The 12,667-nt window shown below is 64.8% G+C and carries 17 protein-coding genes; 10 read left to right on the top strand and 7 right to left on the bottom strand.

Going from position 1 to position 12,667, the window contains the following annotated elements; translation table 11 throughout:
• Entirely contained in the window at window positions 1-828 is an 828-nt protein-coding gene (locus IVB23_RS31320; protein WP_247801156.1) for a hypothetical protein, read from the bottom strand.
• Window positions 829-905: 77 nt separating this feature from the next.
• Here IVB23_RS31320 and IVB23_RS31315 point away from each other — a divergent pair, with 77 nt between their 5' ends.
• The 8 genes from IVB23_RS31315 to IVB23_RS31280 all read left to right on the top strand — a co-directional run bounded on the left by IVB23_RS31315 (window position 906) and on the right by IVB23_RS31280 (window position 6,581).
• Window positions 906-1,190, top strand: coding sequence for a type II toxin-antitoxin system HicB family antitoxin (locus tag IVB23_RS31315; RefSeq protein WP_197968129.1), 285 nt, complete (start codon window positions 906-908; stop codon window positions 1,188-1,190).
• Between the two features lie 88 nt (window positions 1,191-1,278).
• Window positions 1,279-1,695 carry a hypothetical protein gene (locus IVB23_RS31310; RefSeq protein WP_061877602.1) on the top strand — a complete coding sequence of 139 codons (417 nt, stop codon included), beginning with the start codon at window positions 1,279-1,281 and terminating at the stop codon, window positions 1,693-1,695.
• The gene (locus IVB23_RS31305) at window positions 1,695-2,360 is read left to right on the top strand and encodes an OmpA family protein (protein ID WP_197968130.1); all 666 of its coding nucleotides are present in this window, start codon (window positions 1,695-1,697) and stop codon (window positions 2,358-2,360) included. Before IVB23_RS31310 ends, IVB23_RS31305 begins: the two co-directional genes overlap by 1 nt.
• A 171-nt stretch (window positions 2,361-2,531) precedes the next feature.
• Window positions 2,532-3,050: an Mpo1-like protein gene (locus IVB23_RS31300; RefSeq protein ID WP_197968131.1), complete on the top strand. Its 519-nt coding sequence runs from the start codon at window positions 2,532-2,534 to the stop codon at window positions 3,048-3,050.
• A 28-nt stretch (window positions 3,051-3,078) separates the two neighbouring features.
• Window positions 3,079-4,110 (top strand): NAD-dependent epimerase/dehydratase family protein, encoded by a 1,032-nt coding sequence (locus IVB23_RS31295; protein WP_197968132.1) that lies wholly within the window; start codon window positions 3,079-3,081, stop codon window positions 4,108-4,110.
• Window positions 4,111-4,137: 27 nt separating this feature from the next.
• Window positions 4,138-4,764: an isoprenylcysteine carboxylmethyltransferase family protein gene (locus tag IVB23_RS31290; RefSeq protein WP_061877598.1), complete on the top strand. Its 627-nt coding sequence runs from the start codon at window positions 4,138-4,140 to the stop codon at window positions 4,762-4,764.
• 163 nt (window positions 4,765-4,927) lie between these two features.
• Window positions 4,928-5,137, top strand: coding sequence for a hypothetical protein (locus IVB23_RS31285; protein ID WP_061877597.1), 210 nt, complete (start codon window positions 4,928-4,930; stop codon window positions 5,135-5,137).
• A 139-nt stretch (window positions 5,138-5,276) separates the two neighbouring features.
• Complete coding sequence (locus IVB23_RS31280; RefSeq protein ID WP_061877596.1) at window positions 5,277-6,581, top strand: sorbosone dehydrogenase family protein; 1,305 nt, start codon at window positions 5,277-5,279, stop codon at window positions 6,579-6,581.
• 199 nt (window positions 6,582-6,780) lie between these two features.
• Here the strand turns inward: IVB23_RS31280 and IVB23_RS31275 are convergent, their stop codons facing one another.
• The gene (locus IVB23_RS31275) at window positions 6,781-7,605 is read right to left on the bottom strand and encodes an aspartate dehydrogenase (protein WP_061877624.1); all 825 of its coding nucleotides are present in this window, start codon (window positions 7,603-7,605) and stop codon (window positions 6,781-6,783) included.
• Window positions 7,606-7,753: 148 nt separating this feature from the next.
• On the opposite strand from IVB23_RS31275, the gene IVB23_RS31270 reads away from it, so the two are divergent.
• Entirely contained in the window at window positions 7,754-8,827 is a 1,074-nt protein-coding gene (locus IVB23_RS31270) for a tartrate dehydrogenase (RefSeq protein WP_247801154.1), read from the top strand.
• Window positions 8,828-8,889: 62 nt separating this feature from the next.
• Here the strand turns inward: IVB23_RS31270 and IVB23_RS31265 are convergent, their stop codons facing one another.
• The 4 genes from IVB23_RS31265 to IVB23_RS31250 form a co-directional block, all read right to left on the bottom strand.
• Window positions 8,890-9,837, bottom strand: coding sequence for a LysM peptidoglycan-binding domain-containing protein (locus IVB23_RS31265; protein ID WP_061877595.1), 948 nt, complete (start codon window positions 9,835-9,837; stop codon window positions 8,890-8,892).
• Window positions 9,838-9,952: 115 nt separating this feature from the next.
• Entirely contained in the window at window positions 9,953-10,336 is a 384-nt protein-coding gene (locus IVB23_RS31260) for a hypothetical protein (RefSeq protein WP_247801153.1), read from the bottom strand.
• Between the two features lie 9 nt (window positions 10,337-10,345).
• Window positions 10,346-10,591, bottom strand: coding sequence for a hypothetical protein (locus IVB23_RS31255; RefSeq protein WP_197968137.1), 246 nt, complete (start codon window positions 10,589-10,591; stop codon window positions 10,346-10,348).
• 5 nt (window positions 10,592-10,596) lie between these two features.
• Window positions 10,597-10,935 carry a hypothetical protein gene (locus tag IVB23_RS31250; RefSeq protein ID WP_346659125.1) on the bottom strand — a complete coding sequence of 113 codons (339 nt, stop codon included), beginning with the start codon at window positions 10,933-10,935 and terminating at the stop codon, window positions 10,597-10,599.
• Between the two features lie 162 nt (window positions 10,936-11,097).
• On the opposite strand from IVB23_RS31250, the gene IVB23_RS31245 reads away from it, so the two are divergent.
• Window positions 11,098-11,760, top strand: a complete 663-nt coding sequence (locus tag IVB23_RS31245; RefSeq protein WP_061877591.1) for a TetR/AcrR family transcriptional regulator — start codon at window positions 11,098-11,100, stop codon at window positions 11,758-11,760.
• A 166-nt stretch (window positions 11,761-11,926) separates the two neighbouring features.
• On the opposite strand, the gene IVB23_RS31240 is transcribed toward IVB23_RS31245, so the two are convergent.
• On the bottom strand, window positions 11,927-12,646 hold the full coding sequence (locus IVB23_RS31240) for a hypothetical protein (protein ID WP_061877590.1): 720 nt from the start codon (window positions 12,644-12,646) through the stop codon (window positions 11,927-11,929).
• Window positions 12,647-12,667 lie beyond the last annotated feature (21 nt).

Genomic DNA, 12,667 nt, shown 5'->3' with positions numbered 1-12,667 from the left:
TCAGCCGTTCAGGATGATGGCGCCCTGATCGTAGATTTGCTGATCGACGTGCCCGGCGCCAGGCGCGATTTCGAGCTTCCAGCCCAGCGTTCCACTAAGACGCCCGGCTAACTCCTTGCAGTGTTCGAAATGCCAGAGACCACGCGCAAGACGGTGAGGCCCTTGGGCCATCGCCTCGTCCCAGCGCGGCAGATCTGGGGCGTCCGGATCGTTGTCGGCAGCGCCCAGCAGGATGACAAGCGGACGCGCCAGATACCTGCGCAGATGACCTTCGTCGAGGCCAATCCCTCCCATGCCGACCGGATAGTCCTTGGTGAGGTTCGGCAGCATGTAGCATCCGCAATTGGCGGCAACGGCGAGATCGACGGACGCGGCCTCGTTGAGCGCGAGATAGCGCAGGACAAACTGGGCACCCGCGGAGTTACCGAACAGGCCAAAGGTGTCCCGGCTCGACCCGATCGCATGTCGAACATGATGAAATAGCCGGTCGATCACCCCGAAATTCCAATGATCGCGCGGCAGAACCGTGTTGTCGGGCGGCGGCAGCCGCACGCCCCCGAAATTGTAGGCGTGGACACCCGGAAACTGATCCGAATCAAACTCCGGAACCAGCACGATCTGCCCATTGCGTTCGGCCTGAGGTGCGAGCAGATCGCGAAACTCCTCGGCAGCGCGGTCGACGCCGTGCATCGCCACGATGATGCGCGTGTGCCGATGGCTCGATCTGGCGCAGAACGAGAAGATCCGAATCGATCGTGGCGATGGGACCGCACCATCATCGTGAAACACGAACGAGCCGGCGCCTTCCGCCATAGTGAATTTGCTCAATTGCCTGCCTCCCCGGATCAGGTATTCATTATCGACGCAAACCCAGCCGGACAACCTTCGAGGCCACCAATCCTGCCATGGCTCAGTACGTTGCCATCATCGAGGACGCCGATCCGGACTCTGTCAGCCTGTGGTTTCCCGACCTGCCCGGCTGCATTTCCGGCGGTGACGATCTCGAGGAGGCGCTGGAGAATGCGCCCGAAGCGCTCGCGTTCTTTGCGCAGGAGCTGACCGCGGACGGCCGCCAGCTGCCCCCGCCGCGGACGTTGGCCGAGCTCAAAGCCGATCCTGATTTTGCCGACGATCTCGGGAAACATACGGCTGTCCTGATCGAATGGCCGCCGCTCGATGCCTCGGAGTGAGGACTGTTCGCCGCACTCGCCGAACTCTCGACGGTTCTGGTCCGAACAGGCCTTGACCATCGCGAACTTCCCCGTATCAGATAAACCCATGTTCCGGGGCTCCATCACATTGATCGTGCTTGCATTGGGGATGCCGTCGCTGGCGGCGGCGGAGACCATGAGCTTTGGCGATTCGATCGGAAAGCTGGCGGCGAGCTGCGGCGCGGAAATCGTCGCCAATTGCCGCGGCGTCAACCCGGATTCGAACCGGCTGAAGGAGTGCCTGTCGCGCAATCGCGACGTGCTGTCGCCGCAATGCACGAGCGACTATTTCGGCGTGTTCGACGCCATCCAGAAGCGCGTCGCCGCGCGCGTCACGGTGGCGAACGCCTGCCAGCGCGAGATCGTCAAGGTCTGCGGCGGCTCGACCAAGGAGACCAGCAAGTCGGTCCCCTGCCTGGTCTCGACGCCCAAGGGCATCAGCAACAACTGCCTGAAGGCCATCGACGACGCGGGGTATCGCTGATGCGCGCGACGGGGCTCGCCATCGCACGAACAGGCATCGCGCTGGGCTTCGTCCTGCTCGCGGGCACTGCCGGCGCGCAAACGGCAGCGCCGACCCGCGACGACATCGTCGGCAAGCTGAACCATTTCGAAGAGGCCGCCGAGGTCGATCTGTCCGCGCTGAAGCAGCAGGTGATGGAGCGCGCCAAGACCAGGATCAAGAACGATCCGGGACCCGTGAACCGGCCGCTGATCGCGCCCGACCTCGCCAAGCTGCCGGCCTTCAATGCGCAGATCCAGTTCGACACCGACACGCCGATCATCCAGCCATCGTCCTATCAGACCGTCGGCCGGATCGCGGATGCGCTGGTGCACGCCTCGCTGCTGCCCTACACGTTCCTGATCGTCGGCCACGTCGAATCCAATTCGAAGACGCGCGAGGCCAACGCGATCCTGAGCCAGCGACGGGCAGACGCGATCCGCGACGTGCTGGTGAACACGTTCAAGATCTCGACCAAGCGGCTGCATCCGATCGGCCTCGGCGAGGAGCAATTTCTCGACCGGGCGAAGCCGACCTCGGCCGTCAACGGGCAGCTGCAGATCCTGACCTATGCCAAGCTGCCGGAGGAGCCGCGTCCGGCTGCGGCCCCTGCGCCTGCGGCGAAAAAACCCGCCAAGAAGCGCTGAGCGAATGCGGTTCCGCGGCGAGCGGAACCCTTTGAAGCGGCGCCGTTTTGCAGCCTGTCCCGGGGCGCATCAGCACGGCTTGGCGCGACAAAAGCGCCGGTTTGTGCACCGCCGGGTCCGGTGCTATAGCCTCTGTTCGCCCTTCCTGACCCCGTGCAGCATGAGACCGAAATGGGTGGCTTTTTTCAGCGCCAACTTGCCGTTTACGTTGAGTACCATCGCGATCCCCGGAACACGGCGATGCATGTGGTCGGCATTTTGTTGCTGTTCACCGGCGCCGTGCTGCCTCTGACTCTGGTCAAGCTTCCGCTGCTCGGTTTCAACGTCAGCCTGGCCGTGATCCTGGCCTTGCCGGTATTGGTCTATTGGCTGCTGCTCGACATGGCGCTCGGGCTCGGCATTCTGGCCGTCTCCGTCGTACTATTTTCAGTTGCGACGACGACCGCCGCGCAAGTCAGCACTGCGGCCATGTGGGCAATTTTCGCCACGCTGGTGGTGCTCGGCCTCGCCGCGCAGACCATCGGCCACAAGGTTTTCGAGGGCCGCGAGGCCTCCTTGTTCACTTTTCCTTCGCATCTTTTGCTTGGACCGATGTTCGTGATGGCAAAATTGTTCATTGCCTTGGGCTTCCGTCGCGACCTTGCCGCGATTCTGGCGCCTCTTCCGACCAATTCCCTTTCGACCCGATAACTCCAAAAGCGAAACAGCAACCTTCTGCATGGCTCTCGTCCTGGTTACCGGTGGCAGTGGCTTCATCGGACATCATCTCGTCGAAGCGCTCCGCGCCCGCGGGCAGCGGGTCCGTGTTCTCGATGTCCGAGTGCCGGCCGCAGCGAATGCCGACGTTGAACATGTCCACGGCTCGGTGCTGGACGGCGCTGCGGTCGATGCTGCGATCGCCGGTGTCGATCAGGTCTATCACCTCGCCGGCCTGCCCGGCATGTGGGTCGCCAACAAGCAGGACTTTCACGACGTGAATTGCCGCGGCACCGAGATCGTGCTCGCGGCTGCCATGAAGCGCGGTGTCTCGCGCTTCCTGCACTGCTCGACCGAATCGATCCTGTTCCCCTATTCCGACCTCAAGGGCGTTCCCGCCGAAGAGGCGCTGCAACCGGCCAATGCGATGCCCGGCGCCTATACGAGGTCGAAGTCGCTCGCCGAGCACCATGCCGCAAAGGCGGCGGCCGCGGGCTTCCCGCTCGTGATCGGCACACCGACCATGCCGATCGGCGCTGCCGACCACAATCTGACGCCGCCGACCGCGATGCTGTGGTATTTCCTCCAGAAGAAGGTGCAGCCGCATCTCAACTTCCTGGTCAACCTGGTCGACGTCCGCGACGTCGCGATGGGCCTCGTGCTGACCATGGAACGCGGCCGCCTCGGCCAGCGCTACATTCTCGGCGGCGATTGCGTTCCGCTCGGTCGCATCCTGCGCATGATGTCGGCGATGAGCGGCCGCCGGCAGTTTCCGGTCGTCGTGCCCGGCAAGATCGCCGAGCTCTCCGCGATCATGCTCGAATTCATCGCCGATCACGTCACGCGCCGGCCGCCCAACGGCACCGCCGAGGGCGTGCGCATCGCGCTCGCCGCGAGCGATCTTTCGATCGGCAAAGCCCGTAACGAGCTCGGCTATTCGCCGCGTCCGATCGAGCCGGTCTTGCGCGAAACCATCACCCATCTGCTCGCCCGCAACGGCCAGCAGCCCTCCGGCGCCATCGAGCATCACGCGCTCTCCTCGCGCGCGAGCTGATCGCTCCGCCCAACGCAAAGAACCTTCATGTCCTTCGATTTCAGCAAGATTCTCTCTGTCGCCTGGGGTGGTTGGACCACGACTTGGCCGACCGAACTTCTGGCTCTGCTTTGGCTTGCCTTTCTCGCCAGCTGGGTCGGCGCCTCGTTCTGGCAGGGGCGGACCAAGAAGCAGGTCATGACGCTGGAGTCGCAGCGCTATCGGCTGCCGATCCTGGTCGGCGGCATCCTGTACACGCCGTGGGTTGCGGAGATCATGGGCTGGAAGCCGCTCTGGGTACTCGACAACACAGGCATCGCCGTCGCAGCGGTCCTCTCGGCCGCTGGCATTGCCTTCGCCTGGTGGGGCCGGCTGCATCTCGGGAAATTCTGGTCCAACACCATCACCCACAAGGAAGACCACCGCGTCATCGACACAGGTCCCTACGGCATCGTGCGCCACCCCATCTACACGGGGCTGATCTTCGGCATGCTGGTGACCGGCGTTGCGATCGGCTTGGTGACGACGATCCTCGGCGCGATCCTGATCTCGCTCGGCATGTGGCAGAAGGGCCGGATGGAAGAGGTGTTCCTCTCCAAGGAGCTCGGCGAGGACGCCTACGGCGCCTATTGCCGCCGCGTTCCGATGATCATTCCGTTCCTGTCGCCGCGGTGAGGTCGCAAGCGCGAGACCTGTAGCCCGCATGAGCAAAGCGAGATGCGGGATCAGTCGCCCCGGATGTCGCTTCGCTCATCCGGGCTACGATCTTCGCCGAGGAACCGCCCCCACACTCGTCCGTTACCCTCGACACCTGCTACCAGCCGCAGAGCATCGAGCCATGTCGGACGCCTACGATTATTTCCGCGCGCACGCGATTGCCGCGCTCCGCAAGGCGCGGGCGCTGCCGCCCGGGCGGACCAAGCAGAAGCAGCGCACGGTCGCGCGGGTGTATCATCTGTTGTCCAGGGAAGCCGCGCTGGCGCCGAACATCCAGCACCTGGGTGATTTTCGCGCGGCACGGCGGCTGGAGCGACAGATCGGCCGCTGATCTCCGGCGTAAACGCCACGCCCCTCCCATGCAAATTCGATCGGCTGCCATTCCATGGGAATAGGCCCGCGCGGCCCGCCGCACAGGTTGACGTCTGCCCCGCCAGCCAGTTGGATGCGCGCGCACACAGGGGCTTCTCATGACGTTTTCCAGCATCTTCGCGCAGTTCGTCGCGTTCATCGGCGGCATCGCGCTGCAATGGCGAAAACTGTCGGGCACGGAGCCCGCACCTGCCTGGGGCGAGAAGCCGGCCATTCCCGAGGCGAAGCCGCAAGGCGCGATCCCGACCTTGAAGATGCCGACCGCACGCGGCTGGCGCGAGGGCCAGAAGCCCACGGTCGCGCCCGGGCTCAAGGTCAATGCGTTCGCGACCGGCCTCGACCATCCGCGCTGGATCGAGGTGCTGCCCAATGGCGACGTGCTGATCGCGGAAGCAACGCAGATCGCCGGTCCCCCGCGCTCCATGTTCCACTATGCCATGCAGGCGACGATGCGGCGTGCCGCAGCGCTCGGCGTTTCCGCCAACCGCATCACGCTGCTGCGCGACAAGGACGGCGACGGCGTCGCCGAAGTTCGCGGCGCCTTCATGGAGAATCTCAGCCAGCCCTTCGGCATGGCGCTGGTCGGCGACACCTTCTATGTCGGCAACACCGACGGCGTGATGGCGTTTCCCTACGCCGCGAACGCCGACCGCATCACCGCCCCGGGCAAGCGGCTCACCACGTTCAAGCCGGGCGGCCACTGGACGCGCAGTCTTCTGGCAAGCCCCGACGGCAAGAAGCTCTATGCCGGCGTCGGCTCGCTCAGCAACATCGCCGAGATGGGCATGGAGGTCGAGGAAGGCCGCGCCGCGGTCTACGAGCTCGACCTCGTCGCCGGCACGCATCGGATTTTTGGTGCCGGCCTGCGCAACCCGGTTGGATTGGCATGGGAGCCGAACACGAATGTGCTCTGGACCGTCGTCAACGAGCGCGACGGCCTCGGCGACGAGACCCCGCCCGATTATCTCACTTCGGTGCGCGACGGCGGCTTCTACGGCTGGCCTTATTGCTATTGGGGCAGGACGGTGGACGACCGCGTGCCACAGGATCCGGCGATGGTCGCCAAGGCGATTCAACCGGACTATGCGCTCGGCGGCCACACGGCTTCGCTCGGCCTGTGCTGGATGCCCGCGGGCACCCTGCCCGGCTTCGGAGACGGCATGGTGATCGGCCAGCACGGCTCGTGGAATCGCAGCAAGCTGTCCGGCTACAAGCTGGTGTTCATCCCGTTCGTGAACGGCAAGCCCTCCGGCCCCGGTCGCGACATCCTGTCGGGCTTCCTGTCGCCGGACGAGAAGGAATCCTACGGCCGTCCGGTTGGCGTCGCGATCGGGCCGGACAAGAAGTCGCTGCTGATGGCGGACGACGTCGGCAACGTGATCTGGCGCGTGACGGGGGCGTAAGTAGGCGCTACGGCGCATATGCGTTCCGTCATCCTGCGGTGCGAGTGATGGGGCGCTCAGCGCCCCAATCGGGAGCCTCGAAGGATGAACGGCCGAGATGCAGCCGGGCCGTCGCCCTTCGAGGCTCGCCGAAGAGGCGAGCACCTCAGGGTGGCGGGGATAGAGCGCGCCACGTCTGGACTAGTTAAGCCTCAACCCGTCACGTCCCCACGCACAGCGTGGCGCGCTGCTTGCGGAGCAGCGCGATCACCGACAGCGCCGTGATCAGGCCGGTCTTGGGATTATCGGATGGGATGTTCTCGATCGACATCGAAAACCGTGCCGAATCCGCCTCGACCTCGATGCGGTGAACGTTGCGCGTCACGGTCGGGTCGGCCCAGATCTGCACCATCGTGCGGTCGGGCCCGACGCCCGCGAGCGACAGCGCAACCGCGACGTTGAGATTGGCCGGAAAGCCCTTCGCGGCCTCGCGCGCCGTGCCTTCGAACAGCTTGAGCGGCTCGCGCAGATTGTCGATGTCGATATTGTTCTGCACGATGAACGGCGCGCCCTTCAGCCCATCGATCGGCTTGCGCGTCACCATCTTCACCGAATGGATGGTGCCGACCGCGGCGGCGTTCACGGCATCGAGCCCGATCAGTGCGCCGGTCGGCACAAGGATGCGGCCGCCATTGGCGCGGGCGAGATCGACGAGATCGAAATTGTCGAGCAGTCCGCCGACACTGACGACGACCGCGGCCTTGCCGCGCTTCACCGCGGGCTCGACGATCGCGCGCAGCTGACTGCTCGGCGCGCACTCGACCACGATATCGGCGGCATCGCCGAGCTGGTCGAGAGACAGAACCTGCGGCGGACGATTCAGGCCGTCAAGGAAAGCCTGATGCTTGGCGGGATCACGCACAGCGACGGCGGACAGCGCCAGTCCTTCGATGCCGTGGTCGAGTGCGGTCGCGATCTTGGTGCCGATCGAACCCAGCCCTGCAATGGCAACCCGCAACTCACTCTGGCCCCTCTGATCGGTCATCGCATCCCACTTTCCCACCGGATTGATGTCATAGCGTATCATTTTCGGTATAAGCCAGCGTCAATTGAATTGGCCCTGCGGCCGGCAAGGACTCGCTGCCGCCCGGACCGTGATCCTCGCCGCAATCTCACTGATACGGAGCATTCCCATGCGCACCCATTCGATCGCAGCCATCCCCGCCGACGGCATCGGGCCCGAGGTGATCTCGGCCGGTGTCCGCGTGCTGGAGGCTCTGGCAAAGCGCAGCGGCGATCTCGCCTTCAACGTCACCACGTTCGACTGGGGCTCGGACTATTACAAGAAGCACGGCGTGATGATGCCGGCCGACGGCCTCACCGAGCTGAAGAAGTTCGACGCGATCTATTTCGGCGCGGTCGGCGCCCCTGACGTGCCCGACCACATCACGCTGTGGGGCCTGCGGTTGCCGATCTGCCAGGGCTTCGACCAATACGCCAATGTACGGCCGACAAAAATCCTGCCGGGCGTCGCCTCGCCGCTGCGCAATGTCGGCGTCGGCGATCTCGACTGGGTGATCGTGCGCGAGAACTCGGAAGGCGAATATGCCGGCATGGGCGGCCGCGCCCACAGAGGCCTGCCGGAGGAGGTCGGCACGGAAGTGGCGGTCTTCACCCGCGTCGGCGTGACGCGGATCATGCGCTACGCGTTCCAGCTCGCGCAGTCGCGTCCACGCAAGCTGCTGACCGTCGTGACCAAGTCGAACGCGCAGCGCCATGGCATGGTGATGTGGGACGAGATCGCGGCCGAAATTGCCGGTGAATTCCCCGACGTCAGCTGGGACAAGATGCTGGTCGACGCCATGACTGTGCGCATGACGCTGCATCCAAGGAGCCTCGACACCATCGTGGCGACCAATCTCCACGCCGACATCCTCTCCGATCTCGCCGGTGCGCTGGCAGGAAGCCTCGGCGTTGCGCCGACCGGCAACATCGATCCGCAGCGCCGCTTCCCCTCGATGTTCGAGCCCATCCACGGCTCGGCCTTCGACATCACCGGCAAGGGCATCGCCAACCCGGTCGCGACGTTCTGGACCGGCGCGCAGATGCTCGAGCATCTCGGCGAGAAGGATGCCGCCTCGAGGCTGATGGCGGCCGTCGAACGCGTCTGCGCGGCCGGCGTGCTGACGCCGGATGTCGGGGGCAAGGCGACTACCAAGGAAGTGACCGATGCCGTGATCGACGCGATCAACGGATCGAATGCGTAGGCAAGTTGGTGCCAAGACGCCAGTGTGCTCCCTCGCCCCGCAGGCAGGGAGAGGCGAAGGAGCTACTTCTTCCCTGCCGCCGGCGCTGGCGGTGGCAGTGCCATCGCGGCGGTCGGCTCCGGCGGCGTCAGGTGACGCGGCACGATGATGGTCTGGCCCGGCGTGAGCTGCGCGTTCTCCGGCAATGAATTGCTCTGCGCGAGCGTCCACAGCGGCACGCGATTGGCTGCGGCGATGCTTTCCATGGTGTCGCCGCGGCGCACCGGCACCCGCACGCCGCTGTCCCACAATTCGACCAGCGCGTCCGCCGGCACCAGATAGCGCAGCGGCACGGCATCGGCCTGGGCTTGCGGCGGGATGCGCGGGAGCTGCGTCACCATCTCGACGATCTGGCGGTGGATGTCGTCGGACTTCTCGATGTTGATGTGGCTGACGCGCGAGTTTTCCTTCAGGTCGTAGCTCGCATAATGGCCGCGAAAGCCGGGCACGGCCACGACGTCGCCGCCGCCGAGCACGCTGTCGGAGAGGAAGATGTTGATGAAGCGCTCGACGTTGAGCGGCACGTCGCCGGTCGCATGCGCAGGATCGATGACGATGACGAGGCTGATCGGGATGTTCTCCTTGGCCGCCATCTCGGAGATGACGATCGAGCACAGGCCGCCCATGGAGTGGCCGATCAGCACGATCGGCGCCGGCGATTCCTTGTAGCTGGAGATCGCGCGATCGCCGATCCACCGGCAGATGGTGAATTCGTAGACGCTGGCCGAGAAGCCAGCCTTGGTCAGTTTCTCTTCGAGCCGATCCATGCCGGTCGAGAAGATCGGACCCATGGCGCCGCGGAACAGGTAGATTTTTGGCGGCGGCAATGGCTCGAACGGCGCAGGCGGCGGCGCCGCGGCGGGAGCGGCCGCAGTGGTCTTGGACTTGGCTGGTGTGGCAGCGGCCGTGCCGGTGCCGAAGGCGAGCAGCGCAATCGCTGCCAGCGCGACGATTCGCCTTGGATCAAGCATCAGTCCAGCAGTCCCACTACAGGAGGCAGAGGCTCCCCCAGCGCGCTTAGTGACCGCCGATTGGGTGGAATTTGGGGCACGGAACCGGGACCGTGACGCCCGCGGCATCGTGGCATCATTGGAGGGAACCGATTTGATTGAAGGGTGTCCATGCCTCGGCTTCGCAGGCCTCGAGAATCACCGAAGTCTGGACACCCTTGTAGGTATCATCGTCGAAAAAGACCGAATAGGCGGGGCGCCTGCTGGCTGATGGGCCACTCTGCCTCAGGCAGACGAAATACGATCCCGGCCCGTGGTCGGAATGGCGGACGGCGGATGTCTCCAGTCCCCCGCTCAGCTTGGCTTCGGCAGCCGCTTTCGTGACGCCGTCTTTCACCGCCTTGGCACTGGGCGGCTGCGGAGGTTGATACGCCGGAGGAAGATCGAAGCTCGACCCGCAGCCCGCCAGCAACAGTGTCAAGACCGCGGACAAGGCCGCCGCGCTCGATACGCGCCTCATCCTTGGGCCTCATCCTTGGGTCAGAAAGAGATAGAAGCAGCCCGCGACCGTGGGCAGGAACGCAACCACGGTCGCCATCCAGAAGCCGGATTCCAGGATCGAATCCTGGTCGTCCGTCTCGCCGGCCGAACGACGATCCGCGTTGGTTCGGCTCCACACCTCATCGGCCGTGAACAGGGGCGCGCTCGTCGCGTACACGCGCGCATCGGCGCGCGCTGCATCTTGGCGCAAGGGACGGATCGTTGCTTGGGTCATGTCATCTACTCTGGTGAGCCACGAATGTTGTTGAAGTCGGATGTGACGGCAACCGCATCCGGATCATTGCGTGAGCGTCGGCTGACGGCGTTTGCGACCAGGCGCCGCTCCTTTTCGTTCAGCGCGACGTCGGAACGCGCGGGAAAGACCGTCGTCGCGATCCGGATCGTCTTCGCCGCCAGCAAATCCTTCTTGTTCACGCGGATCTGCGATCGCGTCACCAGCCCATTTGCATCCGACATCCGGTCGTAGCTCCTGAGCGAGCCGCCCCGTTCGAGCGGCGCGGTCGCGCAACCACCGATCGCGAGCGTGACAGACACCAGTGTCACCCATCGAACGCGCATGGTTCCGCTCAGGCCCGGACTCTTTACTAGAGAGATCACTCTATTAACGTTCTCAACGCCGGTTGCTGCCCGTCAGCATAAATAGATGGAACTCTCTAATTTTGAATTTCTCGTGACGGACCGGCATGCTAAATTGGGCCTTCACGAAAAGGAGAACGGGCCTTGAGGAAGGTGGACCCCGTCAAGCATGAGCGGAAGCGCGGGGAGATCCTCGACGCGGCGATCCGCTGCTTCACCAGGGACGGCTTCCGCGGCGCCAGCACGACCGACATCTGCACCGAGGCCGGGATCAGTCCGGGGCACCTCTACCACTACTTTCCAAGCAAGATCGCGATCATCGAGGCGATGATCGATTTGGGTCTGTGCCGTTCGGCGGAGCGTTTCGAAAAGATTCTCACGGCCACGGACGTGATCGAGGCGCTGCTCGCCGACATTGAGGAAACCAGCCTGCGGTTTCGTCCTGCCCAGATCCTCAATCTGGATGGCCTCGCGGAGGCCGCACGCAATCCGGAATTCGCCAAGATCATCGAACGGCACACCGAAGCGGTTCGCCGCATGTGGGCCGACTTCCTGCGCCGGGCGCAAAGCCAGGGGCGGGTGGATCCGGGACTGGACCCGGAAGCGACGGCGAACATCCTGATCGCGATCATCGACGGATCGCGCGCAATGCCGATCCGCAATCCGAAGCTGGATATCAAGCAGAGCACTGCGCATCTGAAGACGATGCTCGTCCGCTTCCTGAGCCCGCCCGAAGCCGGGAGCGCAGCGAGCAAGCCCCGCGATCAAAGGGCCAGCCGTCCCCTCACGCTGGTCAGGAAGCGATAGGGCGTCACTTGCTACAAAGCGCTCTATCCCGCCTTCCAGGACTATTTCTGCAAGCACACGCCGCCGTTCCCTGCGGTCTGGGCAAGAACGATCCGTTCTTCCCGACCGCGCTGTTCCCGCGATCGCCGAAGGGTGGCTGCGCGACGAGTCCGTCGCGCAAGGAAGCTCAGTTCCTGGCGGGAGCGGCCGCCGCCGCCGAGCGTGCCCGTCGCGGCGTACCGGGTTCGGCGACCGGCGCTGCCGGTGCGCGCGAGCGCATGATGGCAGCATCGATCTCGGCAATGACGCGACGCTGGATCGCCTCGTTCTTGTCGATCGAGATGTGGCCGACGCCGGTGCCGCGCACGTCGACATTGTCAAGCTTGCCGCGAAAACCCGCTGCGGCCCGCACCGGCTCACCGGGACCATCGCCGATATAGATGTTGATGTACCGCTCCGCGCCGGTCGAGAGCTTGGTCTTGAACACGGAGTCGAGGCCGATCGCGAGCTTCACGGGCACGCCGAGCTGATTGAGCTTGGCGATCATGTCCGGCAGCGCCGTCGCGCCGGAGGAATGGCCGACCAGGACGATGGTCTTGAGCCGGCCGGCCCTGTAGGCGGCCGCCGCTTCATCGGCGAGCGAGGACCAGGACACGAAGTTGGCGACGGTCACCGGGATGCCCTGCGCCTGGAGCCGGGCGCCGATCGTGTCGAGCCCGAGCGAGAAGATGTTGAGCACGCCACGAAGCAGGTAGACATGCGTGGTTGCCACAGCGGCCTGGCTCGGCGCGGCCTTGGCGGTGGTCGGGCTGATGGCAACAGCTGACAGCAGGAGCAGGCCCATCGCCCACACACGCAGTGTGGACAATTGGCGGGCGCCGGCGGTGTGACGGCCGTTCGGTCTCATCGATTTTTTCCCTGGAGACAA

It is taken from the genome of Bradyrhizobium sp. 191 (assembly GCF_023100985.1).
In the GTDB taxonomy this organism is placed as follows: domain Bacteria; phylum Pseudomonadota; class Alphaproteobacteria; order Rhizobiales; family Xanthobacteraceae; genus Bradyrhizobium; species Bradyrhizobium diversitatis.
This window is presented reverse-complemented; position numbering and strand designations above follow the sequence as displayed.